Origin of the sequence: Methanosphaera sp. WGK6 (assembly GCF_001729965.1) — an archaeon.
Classification (GTDB): Archaea; Methanobacteriota; Methanobacteria; order Methanobacteriales; family Methanobacteriaceae; genus Methanosphaera.
In genome coordinates this window covers 13894-37268 of the sequence record NZ_JRWK01000002.1, presented here as the reverse complement: position 1 = coordinate 37268, position 23375 = coordinate 13894, and the positions used below count along the sequence as shown (strand labels likewise).

The window sequence follows — 23375 nt, the reverse complement described above, 5'->3', positions numbered from 1 at the left end:
ATAAAAAAAATAACATATAATTACATAATAGGAGCAATGAATAAAAATGATAGAAGTAATAGAAAAAAAAATTCCAGACCAAAAAGTAGCTTATGTTCCACATATAGATAGTTTTAGCAAATTACCTGAATTTATCAAAGAAGTAGGTGATTTAATTGCAGAAAATAAATTTGAAGCTATAGGCTTTCCATATGGATCCTATGATAATGACCTTGAAGAACATGCAGAAACAGACCAAATATTTGAAGTAGGTATGCCTATAAAAGATTTTTATAATGATGGAAAACCAGCAGGACGTATAGGAAAATTAGGTTTAAAGGAAGTAGCAGAACATACAGTCCTTGCAGCTAGACATAAAGGATCCCATAAAAACTTTGATAAAACTATAAAAGCAATAGTTGATTATTCTATAAAAAATCAGTACGATATTGTTGGTCCCATAACTGAAATATATATCCCTGCAGACCCCGATACACCTGTAGAAGAAACAGAAACTGAAGTACAATTACCCGTAATTTATATGGGTCCAAAACGGGACTAAATTCCCTTAATTTTTTAGATTGAATTTGAATATAAAATTAGTTTTTAAAAAAATATACTTCTTTAACAAAAATAATGAAAAAAATTATGTAGTATTAATAGAACTTTTATTCAATTCTATTTAATTATTAGCTATTTTCAATTAAAGCTCAGGGTTCAAATTGTGTAGATTTTTCCCTTTTGAAAAGAATGTTAAAAGTATTTAAAATTATAAAAAATTTCCAATCCTCTTTTATTAAAAAAAATTTTGAAAATTATACTATATCTTTTAATTAAACTATTTGAGAGTTTTTCTCTATTAAACTTTAAATACTATTTCATTCTTATATAGCTAATTAACTAATTATATATTTTGTTAATACTCATATATAAAAAAATGGGTTATTTATCATTAATTATAATAATAAAATATTAAAAAAATAAGACTTATTCTGCTAATATAATTTATAAAAATTATTTAAATTTATTTTAAAATATCATGTGAAACTATATACCTTTCCACATATTAAAAAAAGAATATTATTCATTTACTGAGAAAAAAGTTTTTTTATTAAAAATGAAAAATAAAGGAAAAAAAATTAGTTTCCTCCTTTAGTTCTCATAATTTTCATATTTCCTAAAGCTTCAATATATTCTACTTCTCTACCTTCAACAATTTCATCTTTTAATTCTTCAGGTATAGGTAAATCTATTGTTTCATAGGTTTCTAAATCCATTAATTGTACTTCTGAACCCATTAAAGCAATAACTTGTCCTGCTCTTTTATCAATAATAGGTATATCTACTTTTGCATTTACAGGTTTTACTAAACTTCTTTTTTGTCCATCAAATAAACCTACTGCTTCAATACGAGCTTTTGCAGCTCCGTGTTTACCTGGAGATGATGTTGATAAACTGATAATTTTTGAAGCTTCTCCATCTAATACTAAGTATTTTCCTTGTTTTAAAGTTTTAATTTCTGCTACTTTTGTTGCCATTAAATTTCCCTCGAAAAAATATATTTTTATGATTTAAATCCAATATTGTCCTAAATTATAATCAATAAACAATAGAACAATCAGTTACTTTATTATAAGTATTAATCATATTAAAAAAATTCAATTGTATATTCATATACAATATAGATATGATATAATTTATATTTAATCTAATTAATATAAGTTTCTAAATAATCAAGGCTCTGTCAAAAATTATATGGGTCGTTATTTTATTTCATATTTTTCTTCCCAATAATTAATTCTCAGTTGAAATCTACTTAAAATTCCTTTTCGTGATTTCATTCTTCTTTTTATGTGTTTTGGAAATAGTTTTTGGAACATATTTTTCTATTTTATTACTTATTTTTTCTATATTTTTATTTTCAAGTGCATATGTTAAGTTAGATAAGTGCTAAATCAATGTATTACAAATAATTTTAGTATTTTTTCAAGTACTGATTTAGTTATGTTTTTATTTTCATCAACAAGTCCGGTTAAATCTGTGTTAAATTCTTTACCACAATGTTTACATCCATATCTTGAATTTTACATTTTTCTTTTCTTTTCTTTAATAAGATTAAATTTTTTGTAGTAAATCCATTTTTAATAATTTTAATAAATATTCTAGATAAAAAACATGTTCTTGTTTAAATAATGTAATTTCTTTATAAAATATTTGAATTACTTTTTTATGATAAAATGATCTATATTGTAAAATAAGTGTATGAAAAACTATTTTTATTTAATTCTTCAAAAAAATCATGAAGTTTAAATTGTTCATCGACAATATATTATTAGAGAAGCTTTGTTTAGTTATTATCATGTTTAAATATAAGATTATCTTCTTATATTAATTTTACTATTTTATTTTCTAATTTTAATAAAAATTAGAAGAGAACTATTTCCAATGTAAATTATAAAAGAACATTATACAAAAATAACCTTAAAAACTAATTTTTAAATAAAATAAAATGATTATAATGAAAATTTTCATACGAATTCTATGAAAAAAAATGAAGTTGAATCATTTCAAGTGTAAACTTTCCTTCATACTAAAACTACCTAATTTTTGACAGAGCCCCCTTGTAGTTATAGTTTATATACTACAAAATGCAATATATATAATGGTAATTGTTGAAAGAATTACAATAACATTTATTCAAATTTATAAAAATTCAAGAATTAATAATTTAATTAAAATATTATAAACAACAAGAGGTAATTCGTTTATGTCAATAAACAGTAATATTAATAAAATTCATGAAATGCAAGTTTCATGGTATAATTGGAGAAATAATGCTAATACTATTACAATGGTAGGTTTATCATTCCTAGTAGCATGTTTTACTGGACTTCTTGCACAAGTTTCTATTGCAATACCATGGAGTCCTGTTCTTATTACATTCCAAACATTTGCAGTATTACTTGCAGGTTCATTCCTTGGTGAAAAATGGGGTGGATTTAGTATGTTACTATATGCAGTATTAGGTATTATTGGAATGCCCTGGTTTACAAACATGGAACATGGTTTAGCATGGATTTTCTCAGCTAGTGGAGGATATATAGTAGGATTTATTTTTGCTGCTACATTCCTTGGGTACATGTTTGATCATGTTTCAACTTCAAGAAAACCTATTCAAACAGTCATATTAATGTTACTTGCAAACTTTGTTATGATTTACATACCTGGTTTAGTAGGTTTATACACATTTATGGCAAGTACTGGTAAAATTTTAACAATAAGTCAATTATTATTAACTGGACTTGTTCCATTTATAATAGGAGATTTACTCAAAATTGCACTTGCATCCAGCATATCTACATCCATTTTACCAAAAGAAGAATAAATCTTCTAATATTTTTTTTATTTTGAATTTACTATACTTTACTTATTTAGAATAGTTTTAGAAAAGAATTATTAAAAAAAAGCTAAAAAAATAGTTACTTAATTAATAGCACTATCTATTTGTGGGGATTTACGTACATTATTTTCTCTATTTAACCAGGCATCATCGTAAACATTTTTAAGAGTATGCATATCTACACTAGTATAAATTTGAGTAGTACTAAGATTACTATGTCCCAGTAATTGTTGAATTGCTCGTATATCCACACCATTTTTAAGTAAGTGTGTTGCAAATGAGTGTCTTAATATGTGAGGTGTTACTTTTTTTGTAATTCCTGCTGCTTTCGCATAATCCTTAATCATTAATTGTATGTATCTAGAACTTAATGTATGATTTTTTTGACTTACAAAAAGATATTCATTTTCTACTCCTCGTTTATCTAGATATTCATGTATTAAATATAATGTATTATCATCAAAGATTACAATCCTATCCTTTTCTCCTTTTCCTCTAACCCTAATAGTTCGTTCTTTTTCATCAATTGTCCTTATTTTAAGTTTTATTAATTCAGATACACGTAGTCCAGTTGAATATAATAAGGTTAATATTAGTTTGTTTCGTAGTCTCGTGATATTTTGAGGATTTGATTTTTCAGGATCATACTCATTATCCTTAGCATGAATTAAATCATAAACTTCTTGTTCATTTAATGATTTAGGTAATGATTTTGTTCTCTTTGGTGCTTTAATTTCATCATAAATAGGTATTTCTGCAAATTCAAAGAATTTTTTTAAAACTACTGTTACTAGATAAAGATAATTCTGAGATACTTCTTTATCTCTTTTTAAATGTTGTAAATATTTTTTAAAAGAACGTAAGATACCTTTTTCATCTTTAATTCTTTTTTCAGACAATAAAAAGTTATGAAAATTATTTAATATAGATTTATATGTTTTTAATGTATTTGCAGAATAACTTTGTATATCTAATTCTAAAATATAATCTTCTAATTGGTACTCAAATTCTATTTCTTCAAGATATTCTGATGTCATAGTATGATACTCCTTTAAGTTTTTATTGTCAAATAATATTTGAAAAAATATTAGAAGAATAAAATAATATTATTCTTCTAAAAAAAATTATTTTATTATAATTTTAATGGTTTCTGGTTTTTTTACAACTTCACTCATTTTTACTGCTACTAAACATTCAATATTTTTTTCTTTAGCTAAGTCAACTAATCGTTGACTTATAATTCCATCAAATATTACTGTTTTAATATCATCATTTATACTTTTTATTTCATTGAATAGTTCTCCAACTGCTACTTCTTTAATTAAATTAAAGTTCATATCAAATAATCTACCATTATTTGTTCCAGAAAGTTCATTTAGTATTTTTTTATACTTGTTTTCAGTTTTTGGTTCTTCTTCTTTTTCTTGTGAAATAATTTCTGATGATTGTTTTTTGATTATATTATTATCTTGTGTTTTATCTTTGTTCTTATTTTTTTCCTCAGAATATTTGGAAATTTCTTGTTTTTCTTGTTTGTTAAATACCTGTTTTTTATAATCTTGTTTATATATAGATTCTACTTGTTTTAATCCATGTGTTTTTGAACCATTGAGGGAATTTGAATTGTTATTGTATGTTTTTGGTTTATTATGATACCTATGTTGATTATGATTATAGTTTGCATGACTATTTATTTTATCAACGGAAGTTTTATTTTTTAAGGCATATATTACTTGGTCTTTATCCAAGTATTCTACTTCTTGACCTCGTGGCGCTCTAGTTACATAATCAATATCCCCAATTTGGAGTAATTCTTTCAATATTAAGTCTCCACCCCTATCACCATCTAAAAACGCTGTAACAGTTCTTTCTTTTGTTAAATCTGCCACTGTTTTAGGTACATTTACTCCTTCTACTGCAATGGTATTTTTAATTCCATATTTTAATAAGTTTAATACATCAGATCTTCCTTCTACAATTAGTATTGCATCAGATGTTGGAGTATTGGGGCCTGCAGGTAATTGATCTTCACCATATTCTATTATTTCAGGAATTCTAATTGATTCTTTAACTTCTTCAATCATTCGTGAACTTTCTGGTGTAAAGTCTTCCATCATGTTTTGATATAATTCTTTTGCTCTTTCTACAATAGTTCTTCTTTTAACAGCACGTACATCTTCAATTTTTGTTATTCTAAGACTTGCTTCACAAGGTCCTACTCTATTAATTGTTTCTAGTGATGCTGCTAAAATTGTTGTTTCTATTCTATCCAAACTAGATGGTATTATTATTTCACCTTTTGTTCTTCCTGATTTATTTGTCATATCTACCTTAATTCGTCCAATTCTACCAGTTTTTTGTAATTCTCGTAAATCAAGACTATCACTTAGTAGACCTTCTGTTTGTCCGAATATTGCACCTACTACATCAGGTTTTTCTACAAATCCTTTAGCATTAATTTGTGAGTGTATTAAATATTTTGTAGTTGTAATTTCATCTTTTACCATGTAATAATAATCTTCATCATCATGATACTTGGCATTTTTATGTGTCATTTAATCGCCTTTTATTAAATTTATAGTTATTAATCAGGTTAAGCGAAGTTGATGAATTATTTAATACTTTATATATAATTTTGTTAAATAATTTTAACAGTTTTAAATTAGTTTAATATATTAATAGACAATTTTAATAATTAAATTTTCTATTAAATTATATTTTATAATATTAATATAATATATCTCAATAACTACTACTTCGTTATATCAATATACATATAATACTATATTTAAAACATTATAATATACTTATGGTAATTAAATAATATGTAATAAAAATAACAAAAGAATATATGTTAAACAAAAAACAAATAACTATATACAATGATTATTTTAAATCGGAGGATTTATTAGAAATGGAAAATTCATTAATTAGAGTAGTTTTAGACATATTAAAACCACATTCCCCATCATTACCTTCATTTGCTATCTATTTAAGTGGTCTTGAGGGTGTAGATGGAGTAAATATAACATTAATTGAAATTGATAAAGATACAGAAAACATTAAAATAACTATGGAAGGAAACGACCTTAATTACGAAAAAATTAAAGAAGCTGTAGAACATTACGGTGCATCTATCCATAGTGTAGATGAAGTTGTTGCAGGTCGTAAATTAGTTGAAGAAGTAACAACACACCAAGATTAAATTAATTTTAATAATAACCACCTTTTTTTATTTATTTTTTTATAGAAATGAAAGTTATACTTTTTAGAGATGAAAAAAAAATGTCAGCTGGAAAAATAACACCCAAAAATATATTACATTTTAACAAAAAACAACCCCAAAAAATAAATTTAGAAAATATACTTGAAAAAGCAAGTACTGATACAATATCCGATGCTATGAAAAATTTATATGGAACAAATAATATTCTAACAGACGTTAAACCTATCAAATCTTCTTTTAAAATAGTAGGAAAAATTAGAACTGCAGAAACTAATTCTAAAGACTGGGGAACCTGTATTAAAGCAATATATGATTCACAACCCCATGAAATATTACTTATAAAATGTTCTGACTTAGATTATGCTGTTTGGGGTGAAATGGCTTCTAAAGCAGCACAAACACATGGTTTAAAAGCTACTGTAATCTATGGAACAACAAGAGATACGGAAGATATTATTAAATTAGATTATCCTGTATTTTCTAAAGATATAAAATCAAGAGCAGGATTCCCCTCAAATAAGGGTACCATTAATGAACGTTTAATTATTGAAAATATACCTATTATAACTGGAGATATTCTTGTAGGTGATAGAGATGGTGTTGTTATAATTCCACAAGAAAAATTAGAAGAAGTACTTGAAGAAGTAACTAATATTAAAAAATTCGAATCAGAATGTTTAAAACGAATCGAAGAAAATAATGAAAACTTAGATTCCATCTTAAAAATTAAATAAAAATAGAAATAATCAAATAAGCCCCTTTTCTTTTTTTTAAAAAAAAATAAATTTTATTTACAAAATATATCCCTTAAAAACTATTTAAAACTTTAAAAAAAGTATAAAAATACTTAAAAAAATTTTTATAAATTATTTGAAGAAATAATATTATTTAAAAAAATAATCATAAAAATTAAAAAAGTATATATAAATCTATCCAAAAGTATAAATATTAAAACAATTAAAATTATAATTATAATTTATAGATAACTATAAATAAAACATACAAAATATAATAAAAAAAATAGGAATAAAATATATTTTATAAATCGAATAAAATATTTCAAAACAATAAAAAACCAATGCACTCCCAAAAAACATAATACTATAACAACTAATTTTAAAATCAAATACTACATTTAATTCAAAAAGAACATGAAAAAACATATTTAATTAATTAAAATTAATATTATTCCTCAATAACAGAAAAATGTCAAAAAAGAATCAAAAACTAAAAAAAATTGGTATAATAAGCCATATCACAAGTACAAACAAGCTTATTGTACCCTCTAAACAAACGCCTCGTCTTGGTTCAACACTAGTAAATAAACAACAAAAACCAATTGGTAAAATTAGTGACATATTTGGATCAACTAAAAAACCATACATATCAATCAAAACAAACAATAAATTCAAAAAAGCCAAACCAGGTGACACAGTATATTTACCACCAAAAAATAATAGAAGGAGGATGAAACGACGGCAAGCATACTAAAACGAAAAAGGAGATACGGAAGACCACGTAAAACCTTAAAAAACGATAAAAACAAAAAACAAAAACTGAAGAAAAAACAACCAAAGAACTAATTAATAACGAAACAGAAAATAAAAAAACAACAAAACCAAAAAGAAAACCAGGAAGACCACGTAAAACAAAGAAAACTGAAGAAAAAATTGAAGACAATGAAAAACATACCACTACAATTATTGAAAAACAAGAACCCCCTAAAAAAAGAGGTCCTGGAAGACCACCAAAAAGTAAAAACAAAAAAACAGTAGAAAAAGAAAGCAAACGAAAACCAGGAAGACCAAAAAAAGAAACAACAGAAACTCCAGAAAAACCAAAAAGAAAACCAGGAAGACCAAAGAAAAACAAAACAGAAAATAGTACCAATACCACAAGTACAAAACCAAAAAGAAAACCAGGAAGACCAAAGAAAAACAAAACAGAAAATGAAGAAGAAAAAACTTCAACTAAAAAAGAAACAACCAAAAAACCAAACCCATTACTTGAAATAATGGACAACTTCAAAGATGATAAAGATAACTCTAATGACGACACCAATACAGATTCAGAACTTAATGATTTAATTATTTCAGATCCAATGAGTGAAGCAGATATTATAATACCTGAAGATTCAGATATTGAATTAATGTCAAATTCTGATTTAGATGTAGAAGAAATCATTAAAATAGATACCACCGATTCTGAAGAACTAGAAAAAGAATTTGAAAATAGCAACGGCATAAGTGAAAAAGAACAAATGAAAGAAGACGTTGCTGAAATGGAGAAAAAAGAAACAAAATGTCCTGAATGTGGATCAACTAAATTAATTAATGACCATGAACGTGGAGAAGTTGTCTGTGGTGCTTGTGGTCTTGTAATTGATGATAATATTGTAGACATGGGTCCAGAATGGAGAGCATTTGATCACGAACAACGAGACAAAAGAACAAGAGTAGGAGCTCCAATTACATACACCATCCACGATAAAGGTTTATCAACCATGATTGATTGGCGTAACAAAGATATCTATGGAAGAGACATACCTGCTAGAAATCGTGCACAATGGTACAGATTAAGAAAATGGCAAAGAAAAATAAGAATCAGTGGTGCAACAGAAAGAAACTTAGCATTTGCACTAAGTGAACTTGACCGTGACTCTTCAAGACTAGGATTACCAAGATCAGTACGTGAATCTGCATCAGTAGTATATAGAAATGCAGTGGAAAATAAACTCATACGTGGAAGAAGTATTGAAGGAGTAGTAGCTGCTTCATTATATGCTGCATGCAGAAGATGTAAAGTTCCAAGAACACTTGATGAAATAGCAGACGTGTCTCGTGTAAGTAAAAAAGAAGTAGGTAGAACTTACAGATTCTTAACAAGAGAATTACACATAAGATTACCTCCAACTTCACCAATTGATTACGTTCCTCGATTTGCTAGTGAATTAAATCTTTCAGGAATTGTTCAATCAAAAGCTATAGAAATCATTAATCAAGCAATGGAAAATGGTTTAACCAGTGGTAGAGGTTCTACCGGAGTAGCTGCTGCTGCATTATATATTGCAAGTGTAATTCTTGATGAAAGAAAAACTCAACGGGATGTTGCAGATATTGCTGGCGTAACTGAAGTAACTATAAGAAACAGATACAAAGAACTAACAGAACAGTTAGATATGGGTGTAAACTTATAATTAACTAAAAATAACCTTCTTTTATTATTTTTTTAAAACAAGTATTTATCAAAAAATATAATTTATTAATTTGAAATTTTCTTTATTTTACAATTGAAGCATTATTCACACTTATCAAAAGTAATTTTTGAATTTTGACTGCTACCCATAAACAAAAAAATAATAAATTATCCCACGATGATTTAAAAAGAGTTATGATAAAATTAATAATTAATTATTAAAAAAAAAAGATATGGATTCAGAATGGTTTAAATACCATTACAGCCCATATAATTACAAATAAAAGTACTACTGCATATAATATTTTTCTTTGTTTTGCAACTTGTTCTTGTTTAAGCTGATATTGTTCTTGACATTTATCAGAACAAAATGACTCAGTCATTGGAATTGGTTTTCCACAAATTGCACAATGCCTATGTGCTTCTACTACCATAATACTACCTCCTGTTTTATTCTGTTATGAGTGTACCTATTGGTTCATTTATTGCTGTTTTCACATTATCAGGATTATTTCCATTTACAATTACTGTTTTTATTCCAGAACGTTTAATAATTTGAATTGCTGTTTTATCAATGAATTCATAAGTTCCTGCTTTTGTATCATTATCTGATACAATTTCCATTAGTTTATCAGCAGTTACTTCTGTAAACATTTTTGCATCATCAAATTTATTAGGATCCTTATCATATAATCCATCAACACTTGTAGCATTAATTACTAAATCAGCTCCCACATACTCAGCCAATATACTACCTACTGCATCAGTACTGTGTGCTGGTTCAGTTCCACCCATTATTACAATTTTATTAGTAGCTGAGTATTCAAGTGCTTGTTGGAAATTTACCGGTATTGCTGGATAAGATACATCTTTTAGAGCTAGTTGTAATAATCTAGCATTTATTCTTGTAACTTCAATTCCTATTTCATCACATATGGATTCTGTTTCACCCATATCCCTAACTACACTTATATAGTCACGAGCAGGTCTTCCTCCTCCTACTACTATGAAAATTTCATGTTCTTCATTAATTTCTTTAATTACTTCAGCATATGCTTCAAATTTTTTATTATCATATTCTTTAAGTAGGATTGAACCACCAATTGTAATTACTATACGCATTAATACTCTTCTCCTAAAATTTATATTATAAACTAATTTAAATATATTGATAAAAATAGTTTAATTAATAATTTAACTATTAATATATTTCTTTAAAATTATTCTTATATTTATCTCTAAAAAATTAAAAATAAAAGAGTTACTTAAAACATAATAATAAAATAAGATAAGGCATAAATATAATAACAGTGTCAAAAAGAATATTAAAAAAATACACTAATTATTTTATAAAATACTAATAATTTATTGGATTATTAAATGTAATCAAAAAAAATAGGTTACGATTAAAATGAAAATATAACAAATCATAAGAATACACATGAGAATAACCACCCTATTAATAGCAGTATTCTTATAATTCCAGTAAAATTACATTAATTTAATATAATCATTAATTTAACTAAAGGAATTAGATAAAATGAGTGAAGTATCATCAAAAGAAATGTATGAAGTTAAAAAAACTCTGAAAGAATTAGAAAATAAAAAAGGCAGAGGAACAGAACTTGTAAGTGTATATATACCACCAGAAAAACAGATAAGTGATGTTAGAAAACAAATGGTTGATGAAATTGGACAAAGTTCTAATATTAAAAGTAAACAAACCAGAAAAAATGTACAATCTGCAATAGAAGTTATTATACAACGATTGAAATTATTCCCAAAAGCACCTGAAAAAGGATTAATAATATTTGTAGGAATGATTCCAAAGGGTGGTCCAGGAACAGAAAAAATGGAAACATATGTATTTCAACCCCCTGAAACAGTACAAACATACATATACCACTGTGACAGTCAATTTTACATAGAACCATTAAGACAAATTATTGAATATAAAGAAGTATATGGTGTAGTGGTACTTGACCGTAAAGAATCTACAATTGCTGTTTTAAGAGGAAAAAGAATTGATATTTTAAAACATCTAACAAGTGGAGTACCTGGAAAACATAAAGCAGGAGGTCAGTCACAAAGAAGATTTGATCGTGTTATTGAACTTGCAGCACATGAATTCCTTAAACGTATAGGAAGACATGTTGATGAAGCATTCCTCCCCCTGAAAGATGAACTTAAAGGAGTTCTTATTGGAGGACCAGGACATACAAAAAATGATTTTGTAGAAGGAGATTACATTCACTATGAAATCCATGATAAAATCATCAACATTGTAGACACATCATATACAGGAGATTTTGGAGTAAGAGAAGTAATTGATGAATCTGCAGATACTCTTGATGAAATGGATATCATGCAAGAGAAAAAACTCATGAGAAAATTCCTAACTGGACTCATATCTGAAAGTGGATTATCAACATATGGTGAAAAAGAAGTTAGACAGAACCTTCAAATGGGTGCTGTTGAAACACTACTTATTTCAGAAAATCTTAAAACCAAAAGACAAACATACACCTGTCCTGCATGTAATACAATAGATGTAATTACAACAAGACAACATCAAGAACCACCAGAAAAAAGATGTCCTAAATGTAATGAAATAATGAAAATTACAGAAACTAAAGAAACAGCTGAAGAATTAATAGAATTAGCAGAAGAAGTAAACAGTAGTGTAGAAGTTATTTCAATTGAAACAGAAGAGGGTACTCAACTTGACAAAGCATTTGGTGGAATAGCTGGAATTCTCAGATACAAAGTAAAATAAAAAAAATAATCACCCTCATTCTTTTTCTATTTTTTAAAATATAAAAAATACTAATTTTAAACAAGATATTAACTTAATTTAAATTAAAACTAACTACAATTATTTAATAAAAAATAAACTAAATGATTAAAATAATACTACACTTATTTTAAAATTAAATAAGTATACTTAAATTAAATAAATAAAAACTACATGATATATATATTAAATAATGTAAAATAAAACAATATTAAAAATAAATAAAATAAAACAGGAAAATAAACTATAAAAAAAACTCTAAAAATAAGATAAAATTAAATTTAATGTAAAAATACGCCGAGAATGGGATTTGAACCCATGAGGAGAAACTCCACGGGATCTCAAGTCCCGCGCCTTACCTGGCTAGGCTATCTCGGCATCTGTAAAAAAATAAATTAAAAAAACTATTTAAAATCTATTACTATATTTAGTAATAATAATTTATATAGTTTTTCATTATTATGTGAATTATGCTTTAAGTTCTATTTCTATACTTACATTATCAGGAACATTAACTTTCATAACTTGTCTCATAGCTCTTTCATCAGCTTCAATTCCTACAAGACGTTTATGAATTCTTAATTCCCATTTTTCCCATGTTGCTTTACCTTCACCATCTGGACTTTTTCTAGTTGGTACAACTAATTTTTTAGTTGGTAAAGGAATAGGACCTGATAAATCTACACCAGTTCTTTCAGCAATTTTAATAAGCTGGTTACATACATCAGCTATTTTTTCTGGGTCTGTACCTGTTAATTTAATTCTTGCTTTATTCATTTATATTCTCCCTAATAAAAATATATCCCATCGAAATCCTAACAACTACTATTTATATTCAAATAACACATGAATATACATTAACCATGTTTAAATAAACAGTAATTAAATCTATTAAAAATAGTTATTATAGGAAACCGATTTTGATTGAAAAAAAATAATAAGTAAAAATTAATTTACTTATTTTGCGTCAGTAATGTCAATACACATTCCTGCTGCTACGGTTTGACCCATATCACGGATAGCGAATCTTCCCATGTGAGGGATTTCTTTGATGTTTTCAATTACCATAGGTTTTGTTGGTTTAATGGTAACTAAAGCTGCATCTCCTGTTTTAAGGAAGTCAGGGTTTTCTTCTTTAGGTTGTCCTGTTGCAGGATCTAATTTTACATCTAAGGATAAGAAAGTACATGCAACTTGTGCAGTGTGTGCGTGGAATACAGGAGTGTATCCTACAGTCATTACACCAGGGTGTTGTAATACAACGATTTGTGCTTTGAATTCTTTAGCAACGCTAGGTGGGTTTTGAGTTGTACCAGCAACGTCTCCTCTTTTAATATCGTTTTTACCTACACCTCTTACGTTGAATCCAACATTGTCTCCAGGTTCTGCTTTATCGAGAATTTCGTGGTGCATTTCAATAGATTTTACTTCACCAGTTACTCCAGCTGGTTCAAATGCAATATTTTCTGCAGTGTGTAATACTCCAGTTTCAACTCTTCCTACAGGTACTGTACCTACTCCGGTAATTGAGTATACATCTTGAATAGGTAATCTTAAAGGTAAGTCGATTGGTTTATCTGGTTCATCTAATGCATCTAATTCTTGTACTAAGGTGTTTCCTTTGTACCAAGAGGTGTTTGAACTTTTTTCAGTTATGTTATCTCCTTCAAATGCAGATACTGGTATGAAAGGAACTTCTGAAGGTTTGAATCCTACTGTAGAGATTAATTTACCTAATTCTTCTTTGAGTTCGTTGAATTTATCTTCAGAGTAGTCTACTACATCCATTTTGTTAATTGCAATGATTAATTGGTTAATACCGAGAGTTCTTGATAAAAAGATGTGTTCTTTTGTTTGTGGCATGATACCATCGTTAGCTGCTACTACAAGAACTGCTGCGTCTGCTTGTGATGCACCAGTAATCATGTTTTTAACAAAGTCACGGTGACCTGGACAATCTACTACTGTGTATTCGTATTTTTGTGTTTCGAATTTAGCGTGAGCAAGGTCAATGGTTACTCCTCTTTCTCTTTCTTCTCCGAGTTTGTCCATTACAAATCTAAATTTGTCTTCTCCTTCATCTAATTGTTGTTCAGCAATAGCTCCTTCTAATAATAAAAGGTGTCCTACTAATGTTGATTTTCCGTGGTCTACGTGACCAATAAATGCTAAGTTCATGTGTGTTTTATCTTTTGCCATTATATATCCTCCATATTTAAAACATGTATTTGAATATAATTTATAAATCAGGAACTATTAGATAATAGTATGATTTATACTTGTTAGCAAGCCGATTGCTAGATTTATTTTAATATCTAGAGAACGTCCTCTAACAATGTATTAAAGAAATATATTGTACTAACTGTACTACAAAGAAATATAACAGGGAATAGTTATATTCCCTTGTAAAAAATATATTCTTTTATAATCTTTAATTACATTTAATAATTTTACAATAATATCCTAAACCAATATAAGATTTAGATATAAAATTATTTTTTATTAATTATTGTATTTATAATTCTTTATTAATATACTTTATAGTAGTTTATTTAAAAAAAAAGTATACTTGAAATAAGTATACTTATCCTAAGTAGTGATCAGGTCCATATGGATCAGGAGTAAGACCTTTTCTTTGACGGATTTCTTTTACTATTTGATTTTGTAATTCTCTAGGAATTCTTTCAAATCCAGAGTTTTCAGTAGACCAAATACAACGTCCTTCTGCTGCGGATCTTATATCTCCAGCAAATCCAAACATTTCAGATACAGGTACTTTAGATTCAATTGTAGACATATCTCCTTCTTGACCCATTTCCACAATTTGTCCTCTTCTGTTTTGTACTTCACGAGTTGCTGCACCCATGTAATCTTGAGGTACACTGATGTATACTTTTTGCATTGGTTCCATTAATGTTGGTTGTGCTAACATTATTGCACCATATACTGCTTTTCTTATAGCAGGTAATACTTGTGCTGGTCCTCTGTGTACTGCATCTTCGTGTAATTTTGCATCTATGAGGTTGATTTTAAGTCCCATTGCTTTTTCATCTGCTAATGGTCCATTATCTAATGCACTTTCAAATCCTTCCATTAATAATTCTTTAACTTCATCTAAGTATTGGATACCACGAGTTTTGTTGATGAATATACTGTGTTTATATACATCCCATACTTTTTTAGCTTCATCTTTATCAAGACCACATTCTTGGAAGACTTTAGCTCCTTCTTTACCTTTTACTCTTCCTTCTTGGATTTTTCCTTCAGAAATAGCATCCATTAATTCATCAGATAATGGTTCAATATCAATGTAGAATCTGTTATGTTTGTTAGGTGATTTTCCTTCAACATTTGTTGCTGTACCAGCAATTGTTTCTCTGTATACTACAATAGGTTCAGATGTTTCTACTTCTAATCCTTTATCATTAATTCTGTAGATAATAACTTCTAAGTGTAATTCACCCATACCTGCAATTAAGTGTTCACCAGTTTCTTCGTTAATTTCTACTCTTAATGTAGGATCTTCTTTACCAACTTGTCTTAATACTTCAATAAGTTTTGGTAAATCTTTTGTATTTTTAGCTTCTACTGCTACTGTTACTACTGGTTCAGATATGTGTTCTAAACTTTCAAATGGTGCTATGTTGTGATCTGCATCGGTAATGGTTTCCCCTGCAATAGCTCCTCTTGCACCAGTAATTGCTACAATGTTACCTGCTGGAACTGAGTCTGTGTTGATTCTTTCAGGACCCATATATACTCCAACTTGTTGGGTTCTTGCTTTACTCATTGAACCTACGAAGAAGATTTCTGAACCTTTTTCAATTGATCCACCATATACACGACCAGTTGCGATTTCACCTGCGTGTTTATCTATACTTACATCAGTTACCATAACTGCTAATGGTGATGTTGAACTAGTTTCAATCATACCTTGTCCTTCAACAGATTCAATGTCTCCAGACCAAATTTTAGGTACTCTGTATGCTTGTGCAATTTTTGGACTAGGTAAGTGTTCTACTACCATACCAAGAATTACTTCTTCGATTTTTATTTTACTTGCTAATTCTTTTTGGTTATCTTCGTTACAGTATTGAATAATATCTTTGAAGGTAATGTTTGTTTTTAACATTTCTGGTACGTTGATAGCCCAGTTGTGGTATGCTGAACCAAATGCTACAGTACCATCTTCAATTTTAACTTGCCATTCTGATTTGAATTGTTCAGGAGCCATGTTTTTAATAAGTTTGTTTACTCCAGAAATGATTTTTACGAATCTGTTTTGTAATTCTAAATCATCAAGTTTTAATTCATTTATAAGTCTATCTACTTTGTTAATGAAAAGTACAGGTCTTACATTTTCTTTTAATGCTTGTCTTAATACTGTTTCTGTTTGAGGCATGATACCTTCTACTGCACATACAACTACTACAGCACCATCTACTGCTCTCATTGCACGAGTTACATCTCCACCAAAGTCTACGTGTCCTGGTGTATCAATAAGGTTGATGAGGTATTCTTTATCTTCATAGGTGTGTACCATAGATACGTTTGCTGCATCAATTGTAATTCCTCTTTCTTGTTCTTGTTCATCAAAATCAAGGAATCTTTGATCTCCAGCTAATTCAGAGGATATCATTCCTGCTGCTGCAAGAAGGTTATCTGATAATGTTGTTTTTCCGTGGTCAATATGTGCTACTATACCAATGTTTCTGATATAATCTGGTTCATACATCAACTCTTTGATTTTTTTTACCATTTGATCTCGTCGACTCAATAAAATCACCTAAATGTTAATATTAAATTAATTTTACTTAATTTATTTTATAATCTTAAATTATTATTTTTTAATTATTTAATTAAATTATTAAAGAAACTTGAAAATATAGATTCTTTAATAAAAAATTTATCATACTCTTTAGAATGTTTAAAAAAAAAGAAATATGAAGATCTAGTGTGCAGATCTTGCTACTCTTTCTTTTTCTTCTTTTTTCTGTACAGCATAGCTTCTTGAATCTTCTTCGGATGCGAGTAAGATTTCATCTGCTAAACATTGTGCTGCTGATTTTTTATTTTTGAATGCAGATTGCATTGCTCCTTTTGTAATGAAACCTAATGAAAGGTCTACTCTTCTTTGTGGTGCAATATCTACTGCTATTTGATAACCTATTCCACCGTATTTTATACGTGTTGTTTCTTCTCTAGGTGCTGTGTTTTCTACAGCTTTTACTAAAATTTGTACAGGATTTTGTTTAGTTCTTGTGTTAATTATATCTAAAGCATCTTCTACAATAGCATATGCTTTATTTTTTTTACCACTGTTTCTTTCAGTTCTCATGATTTTATTCATGAGTCTTTCTACGATTGATACTTTTGATTTTGCGAATTGTCTTTTTACATGACGTCCCATTGTGTGTGGTACTACAATTTCATCTAAACATACGTAATTTTGTAATCCCATATCTTCTACTGTAACTTCGGTTACATCCCATTTGTCGAATAATTTGAAGCTCATATTAATTAAATCTCCTTTAAATAAATTACTTACCTTACAGGTTTTTCGATTTTACCACTTACCATTTCAGATAAAGCTACATTGTTTACTTTTGTAACTTTCCATCTTACTCCAGGAATATCACCCATAGACCTACCTGATGGTCCACCAATTCCTTCAATCATTACTTCATCGTGTTCATCGATAAAACCAATAGCCCCATCACCTGGTGCAAAAGCTGTAATTTGTTTACCGTTTTTAATTAATTGAACTCTTACACATTTTCTGATTGCAGAGTTAGGCTGTTTTGCTTCTATACCTACTTTTTCAATTACAATTCCTCTAGCTTGAGGTGATCCTTCTAATGGATCTGCTTTAATGTTTAATCCGAGGGTTTTACGTTTGTATTGTGTGTCTTTCCATCGGAAATTTTGTCTGTTATCTTTTAATTTTTTTGCTGCGAATAATCCTGGCAAATTTATTCCTCCATTTATACTTTATAAAGTTTATTTTTCTATTCAAAGTTTTTTTAAAAACACTATACCTATATAACACGAGATGAAAACATGTTGTTTTAGTAATAGTATTATTAATTTTAATACTATGTGAAATAATTCACATACTTTTCATTATAGTTTTTAGTATTAACTGAGTTTTTTTAAGAATTTAGGATGTAAAATATATGAAAATATTTTACTTTTTAATTCCTAAACATGATAATCATAAATATGGTTATTTTATGATAATATTACTAATTTCAAATTGTCTTTTAGCAAATTGTCTAGCTCGCCGAATATTCTGACCATTTTTACCAATGATAGAACGTTTATTCTTTGAGTCAACATTCAAGGTAGCGATTTTATTACCTTTTGCATCTTTAGAAAATTCTATTGAATCAATTGTTGCAGAAGATAATAAATTTTTTATAAATTCGCCGGGATCGTCAGAATGTTCAATAATTTCAACACTCTTATCAACAGATTTTTGCATCTTACCAATAGTACTTCCACGTTTTCCTATTGCTAATCCCATGTCTCCTTTTTTTACCAAAAAAGTAACTTTATTATGTTCGTCATCTATGATACAGTCCTTAACCACAGCACTTGTTATGGTTTCAAACAAGCCTATATATCTGATTTCATTGGTTGTAAACTTGACGGACATAGTATCTATTTACTCCTTAATCTCTAATATATTAGAGTCTCCAGGTTCTTGTATTACTAAAACTGTTACTGTGAATGGTTTACCACAGATAGAACCAAGTTCTACACTAGAACCTTCAAATGTGTACACTGGTATTTCAGATAATTTTGAATAAACTTCAATATCTGCTTTTACATCTTTTGGAGCATTTGCTGCAATTACAACTAATTCTCCATTTCCAAGTTTTATTGCTTGAGTTGATTTATTGGATCCTAATATAACCTTACCAGTATCTACGGCTACACGTATCCCTCTTTCTATATCCATTTACTGCCTCCTAATTTTTATCTTTCATTGCTACACCAACAGAGCCCGTTCCATGAGGTATTGGTTGACCAACAATAACATTCTCAATTATACCTGTGAGTTTATCAGTTTCTCCACGTATACTAGCATTTAATAAGTGTTTTCCAGTTTCTTCGAAAGCTGCACGTGCAAGAACACTGGATTTTTCTCCACTAATACCATGTCTTCCAATAGATTTTACAATACCTTCAGAAGTCATCATATCAGCAACTAACATAATATGTCTAATATCTACACTTAGCCCTTGTTCTTCCATGGTTGTGTATAACTCATGTATGATAGCATTACGTGCTGCTTCTATACCAAGAACTTTTTCAATCTCAAAGATATCGTTTGTAGTAGTTTTGACTATGTCAACACCTTCAATTTTAAGAATAGCTCCAATATTAGAACCTTCTGTATGAATTACCCATTCATTATGTTCATGACGGATAACTACTTTACCAATACCTTTTACACCACTAATTTGAAGATCTCTGATTTTATCAGCAAGTAATCTTAATTCTCGAATACCTTGTTGAATTTTTTCTTCATCTTTAGAAAATGTGGTTTCAAAACTCAGTAAATTATTATTTATTGTTACCTGTTTAAAAGTTTTTTCAATTACACTTGTAACTTCTGAAAGTTCAAGACGACGTTCATCAAGTATGTCCATATCAATTTCAGCAGTAATGGTATTATCCATATAATCTACATTGAAGTTTTTAATTACATCATTTAATGTAATTTTACCTATTTTATTACCCATTTTTCGAATGAAGTCTTCATCATTTTTATATTCATCTGTAAAGTAAATATCCATAGTAGGTGTTGCTATTTTCTTACGAGCATCTACTACTTCAATAAGACGAGGTAACCCAAGAGTTACGTTTAATTCTACTACCCCTGCATAGTGAAAAGTACGCATTGTCATCTGAGTACCTGGTTCACCTACAGATTGTGCTGCAATAGTTCCTACAGATTCTCCTGGTTCAACTTCTTCACGTTCATATGCTTCTTTAACTCGAAGAACTAATGTTACTAATTCATCATCAGTTAAATTATTACGTTCACTTGCTTGAGCTATTTCTTCAACCAATTTAATAGGGAAATAATCAGCACCATTTTCAGTGATAACTTTTTGTACTTGTTCTATATCCATTTTATTTCACTCCCCTATTTACTTGCTTGACTAGCTTCTAATCTCATTTCTTCAATGAGTTTATCTAAGTTTGCAACTTGTCCATAATCACTTTTTGCAGGATTAATACCATCTTCACCATATTTAAATTGAATAATAGCTCCTCTATTATCACGTACAGTTCCATCTTCATGTACACTTAAATCATGAAGTGCATTTACAAGACGTCTTTGCATATAACCACTTTGTGCTGTACGAATAGCTGTATCTACTAATCCTTCACGTCCTCCCATAGCGTGGAAGAAGAATTCTAATGGATCTAATCCTTTTTTATAACTACTATTTACAAAACCACTTGCTTTTGCACCTACATCCCCTTTACGGAAGTGAGGTAATGTACGGTCGATATATCCTCTGTTAATACGACCCCCACGAACAGCTTGTTGTCCTACACATGTTGCAATCTGAGTTAAGTTAAGCATGGATCCACGAGCACCTGTAAGTGCCATAATTACTGCACTGTTACTTGTTGTGAAATAACGTTCTGCGATAACCCCTGTGTTATCCCTTGCTTCTCCTAATACTTGCATGATTTTCATTTCAAGTGTTTCACGTAAGCTACGTCCAGGTAGTGCTTCTAATTCATTATTTTCATATGCTTGAATTAATTGTTCTACTCTACGATCAGATTTTTCAAGTAATTCTGTGATTCTATCTTCTGCTTCTTTTGGAATTTCTTCATCTGCAGTACCTGTTGTGAAACCTCTTTGCATTACACCACCAAATACTGCAAGTTTTGTTGCATGATCTAAGAAGTAACGTGCTTCACTAGGACCAAATTGTTTTACAATTGCATCTAGTATTTTACCACTACCAGAACCATATCCTTTATCATCAACTACTCCTTGTAACAGTTCCCCATTACTTATTACAACATAAGCATCGTATTCACAGTTTTCATGTTTACATTCTTCACAATTTCTACAAATTTCTGCTTTGTATATTAAGTTTAATTTGTCTGGTAAAAGTAAACTGAATATTTCTTTACCTGTCCAGTCCCTTCCTTTATGTTCCGGTAATTCCATTTTAGACCTTTTAATTATTTGCAATGTTTTATCTTCAGAATATACGGTATCTTTGTGTGTGAGTAAGTATGCTCCTGTAATATGGTCGTGTAATGCACCAATAATTGGTCCACCATAACGAGGTGATAATATATGTTCTTGTACTTTCATTATGTCATTTGCTTCTGCACGAGCTTCAGGTGTTTGGAATACGTGCATGTTCATTTCATCCCCATCGAAATCCGCATTGTATGGTGGACATACACATAAGTTTAATCTGAATGTTTTGTAAGGTAAAACTCTTACTTCGTGTGCCATCATTGACATACGGTGAAGTGAAGGTTGACGATTGAATAATACTATATCACCATCAATAATGTGTCTTTCTACAATATATCCAGGTTCAAGATTTTCTATAACTGTTTCTTTTGTTTCATCATAAACCCTAATTTTACGACCATCAGGTCGTATAATGTAATTTGCACCAGGATGTACATCAGGTCCATTCCTAATATATTCCTTCATTTGATCCATATTCCATTCAGTAACAGATATAGGTACTGTTACTTCTTTAGCTATCATTTCAGGAACACCAACTTCATTTATACTTAAAGTAGGGTCTGGTGATATTACTGTACGTGCTGAAAAGTTTACACGTTTACCTGCAAGATTACTTCTAAATCTTCCTTCTTTACCTTTTAAACGTTGAGCTAATGTTTTCAAAGGTCTTCCAGATCTATGTCTTGCTGGTGGTACTCCAGAAGCTTCATTATCAAAGTAAGTAGTTACATGATATTGTAATAATTCCCATAAATCTTCAACAATGAGTTGAGGTGCACCTGCTTCCATATTTTCTTTTAATCTTTGATTAATACGTAATATATCCACAAGTTTATGTGTTAAATCATCTTCTGAACGTTCTCCTGTTTCAAGAGTAATTGATGGTCGTACTGTTACTGGTGGTACAGGCAATACTGTTAATACCATCCATTCAGGTCTTGCTACTTTTGGATTTATACCTATGAAAATATAATCTTCTTCAGGAATAGTTTCTAATCTTTCACGTACTTCACTTGCAGTTAATTTATAATTACCTTCCACGAGAGAGATTGGTTTATCTATTTTAATTTCTTCCTGTTCTTCTTCACAATGAGGACATTTTTCTTTTTTAGCTACAAGATGAATTTGTTTAAGAATTCCTGAGATATCTTCCCCATTTTCTATTCTTTCTTCTAATTTATCTTGGTAAGATAATTTTTCAGTGTCTGTTAGAAGAACACGTCCACATTTTCTACAAGTAGATCTTAAGATTTTATGAATTGTATCTGCAAATCCTACATGTATTACTGGTCTTGCAAAATTAATGTGTCCAAAGTGTCCTTGACAATCCCCACCTTTTGATCCACAAGTACGACATTTAAGACCAGGGTCAATTACTCCAAGTCTTGGATCCATTAATCCAGCTTCAATTGGATAACCGTCTTCATCATATGTATCTGGTGTCACTATTTTTGTTACAGACATTTTTCTTATAGTTTCTGGTGACATTAAACCAAAATCTATTTCAGATACTTTTTTTAGTATTCCTTTCAAC

General features: G+C 28.9%; 22 protein-coding genes and 1 tRNA gene. 7 read left to right on the top strand and 16 right to left on the bottom strand.

Features of this window, described 5'->3' with window-relative positions:
* Nucleotides 1-46: 46 nt before the first annotated feature.
* Nucleotides 47-541 (top strand): GyrI-like domain-containing protein, encoded by a 495-nt coding sequence (locus NL43_RS01230; protein WP_241776193.1) that lies wholly within the window; start codon nucleotides 47-49, stop codon nucleotides 539-541.
* Between the two features lie 577 nt (nucleotides 542-1118).
* On the opposite strand, the gene NL43_RS01225 is transcribed toward NL43_RS01230, so the two are convergent.
* On the bottom strand, nucleotides 1119-1517 hold the full coding sequence (locus NL43_RS01225; protein ID WP_069592172.1) for a translation initiation factor IF-5A: 399 nt from the start codon (nucleotides 1515-1517) through the stop codon (nucleotides 1119-1121).
* 1229 nt (nucleotides 1518-2746) lie between these two features.
* On the opposite strand from NL43_RS01225, the gene NL43_RS01220 reads away from it, so the two are divergent.
* Nucleotides 2747-3364, top strand: a complete 618-nt coding sequence (locus tag NL43_RS01220) for a biotin transporter BioY (RefSeq protein WP_084790322.1) — start codon at nucleotides 2747-2749, stop codon at nucleotides 3362-3364.
* Nucleotides 3365-3462: 98 nt separating this feature from the next.
* Here NL43_RS01220 and xerA read toward each other — a convergent pair whose 3' ends face one another.
* Together xerA and dnaG are read right to left on the bottom strand one after the other, a co-directional pair.
* Nucleotides 3463-4416: a site-specific tyrosine recombinase/integron integrase gene (gene xerA, locus NL43_RS01215; RefSeq protein WP_069592168.1), complete on the bottom strand. Its 954-nt coding sequence runs from the start codon at nucleotides 4414-4416 to the stop codon at nucleotides 3463-3465.
* An 87-nt stretch (nucleotides 4417-4503) separates the two neighbouring features.
* Nucleotides 4504-5886 carry a DNA primase DnaG gene (gene dnaG / locus NL43_RS01210; protein WP_069592367.1) on the bottom strand — a complete coding sequence of 461 codons (1383 nt, stop codon included), beginning with the start codon at nucleotides 5884-5886 and terminating at the stop codon, nucleotides 4504-4506.
* 407 nt (nucleotides 5887-6293) lie between these two features.
* Between dnaG and NL43_RS01205 the strand changes: the two genes are divergently transcribed.
* From NL43_RS01205 to NL43_RS08120, 3 genes are all read left to right on the top strand, one after another.
* On the top strand, nucleotides 6294-6584 hold the full coding sequence (locus tag NL43_RS01205) for a DUF211 domain-containing protein (RefSeq protein WP_069592167.1): 291 nt from the start codon (nucleotides 6294-6296) through the stop codon (nucleotides 6582-6584).
* 80 nt (nucleotides 6585-6664) lie between these two features.
* Nucleotides 6665-7339 carry an RraA family protein gene (locus tag NL43_RS01200; protein ID WP_158005534.1) on the top strand — a complete coding sequence of 225 codons (675 nt, stop codon included), beginning with the start codon at nucleotides 6665-6667 and terminating at the stop codon, nucleotides 7337-7339.
* Nucleotides 7340-7811: 472 nt separating this feature from the next.
* Complete coding sequence (locus NL43_RS08120) at nucleotides 7812-8096, top strand: H/ACA ribonucleoprotein complex subunit GAR1 (protein WP_084790321.1); 285 nt, start codon at nucleotides 7812-7814, stop codon at nucleotides 8094-8096.
* Here NL43_RS08120 and NL43_RS08215 read toward each other — a convergent pair.
* Nucleotides 8046-8594, bottom strand: coding sequence for a hypothetical protein (locus NL43_RS08215; RefSeq protein ID WP_158005533.1), 549 nt, complete (start codon nucleotides 8592-8594; stop codon nucleotides 8046-8048). The genes NL43_RS08120 and NL43_RS08215 overlap by 51 nt on opposite strands.
* Before the next feature lie 271 nt (nucleotides 8595-8865).
* Here NL43_RS08215 and NL43_RS01185 point away from each other — a divergent pair, with 271 nt between their 5' ends.
* A complete protein-coding gene (locus NL43_RS01185) occupies nucleotides 8866-9801 on the top strand; it encodes a transcription initiation factor IIB (protein ID WP_069592366.1) in 936 nt (311 codons plus the stop codon).
* Between the two features lie 238 nt (nucleotides 9802-10039).
* On the opposite strand, the gene NL43_RS01180 is transcribed toward NL43_RS01185, so the two are convergent.
* Together NL43_RS01180 and pyrH are read right to left on the bottom strand one after the other, a co-directional pair.
* Complete coding sequence (locus NL43_RS01180) at nucleotides 10040-10234, bottom strand: DUF2116 family Zn-ribbon domain-containing protein (protein WP_069592160.1); 195 nt, start codon at nucleotides 10232-10234, stop codon at nucleotides 10040-10042.
* Nucleotides 10235-10250: 16 nt separating this feature from the next.
* Nucleotides 10251-10922, bottom strand: a complete 672-nt coding sequence (gene pyrH, locus NL43_RS01175) for a UMP kinase (RefSeq protein ID WP_069592158.1) — start codon at nucleotides 10920-10922, stop codon at nucleotides 10251-10253.
* A gap of 418 nt (nucleotides 10923-11340) precedes the next feature.
* Between pyrH and prf1 the strand changes: the two genes are divergently transcribed.
* Nucleotides 11341-12576, top strand: a complete 1236-nt coding sequence (gene prf1 / locus NL43_RS01170) for a peptide chain release factor aRF-1 (RefSeq protein WP_069592156.1) — start codon at nucleotides 11341-11343, stop codon at nucleotides 12574-12576.
* A gap of 313 nt (nucleotides 12577-12889) precedes the next feature.
* Here the strand turns inward: prf1 and NL43_RS01165 are convergent.
* From NL43_RS01165 to NL43_RS01120, 10 genes are all read right to left on the bottom strand, one after another.
* Nucleotides 12890-12972, bottom strand: a tRNA-Ser gene (locus NL43_RS01165).
* 90 nt (nucleotides 12973-13062) lie between these two features.
* Nucleotides 13063-13371 carry a 30S ribosomal protein S10 gene (gene rpsJ / locus NL43_RS01160; RefSeq protein ID WP_069592154.1) on the bottom strand — a complete coding sequence of 103 codons (309 nt, stop codon included), beginning with the start codon at nucleotides 13369-13371 and terminating at the stop codon, nucleotides 13063-13065.
* Nucleotides 13372-13551: 180 nt separating this feature from the next.
* A complete protein-coding gene (gene tuf, locus NL43_RS01155) occupies nucleotides 13552-14793 on the bottom strand; it encodes a translation elongation factor EF-1 subunit alpha (protein ID WP_069592153.1) in 1242 nt (413 codons plus the stop codon).
* A gap of 385 nt (nucleotides 14794-15178) precedes the next feature.
* Entirely contained in the window at nucleotides 15179-17371 is a 2193-nt protein-coding gene (locus tag NL43_RS01150) for an elongation factor EF-2 (protein ID WP_069592151.1), read from the bottom strand.
* A 174-nt stretch (nucleotides 17372-17545) separates the two neighbouring features.
* Nucleotides 17546-18109, bottom strand: a complete 564-nt coding sequence (locus NL43_RS01145) for a 30S ribosomal protein S7 (protein WP_069592149.1) — start codon at nucleotides 18107-18109, stop codon at nucleotides 17546-17548.
* Between the two features lie 29 nt (nucleotides 18110-18138).
* Nucleotides 18139-18564, bottom strand: a complete 426-nt coding sequence (locus NL43_RS01140) for a 30S ribosomal protein S12 (protein WP_011406944.1) — start codon at nucleotides 18562-18564, stop codon at nucleotides 18139-18141.
* A gap of 256 nt (nucleotides 18565-18820) precedes the next feature.
* Nucleotides 18821-19252 carry a NusA-like transcription termination signal-binding factor gene (locus NL43_RS01135; RefSeq protein WP_069592147.1) on the bottom strand — a complete coding sequence of 144 codons (432 nt, stop codon included), beginning with the start codon at nucleotides 19250-19252 and terminating at the stop codon, nucleotides 18821-18823.
* 9 nt (nucleotides 19253-19261) lie between these two features.
* Complete coding sequence (locus NL43_RS01130) at nucleotides 19262-19558, bottom strand: 50S ribosomal protein L30e (protein WP_069592145.1); 297 nt, start codon at nucleotides 19556-19558, stop codon at nucleotides 19262-19264.
* A gap of 10 nt (nucleotides 19559-19568) precedes the next feature.
* The gene (gene rpoA2 / locus NL43_RS01125) at nucleotides 19569-20738 is read right to left on the bottom strand and encodes a DNA-directed RNA polymerase subunit A'' (protein ID WP_069592143.1); all 1170 of its coding nucleotides are present in this window, start codon (nucleotides 20736-20738) and stop codon (nucleotides 19569-19571) included.
* Between the two features lie 14 nt (nucleotides 20739-20752).
* Entirely contained in the window at nucleotides 20753-23374 is a 2622-nt protein-coding gene (locus NL43_RS01120; RefSeq protein ID WP_069592141.1) for a DNA-directed RNA polymerase subunit A', read from the bottom strand.
* Nucleotide 23375 lies beyond the last annotated feature (1 nt).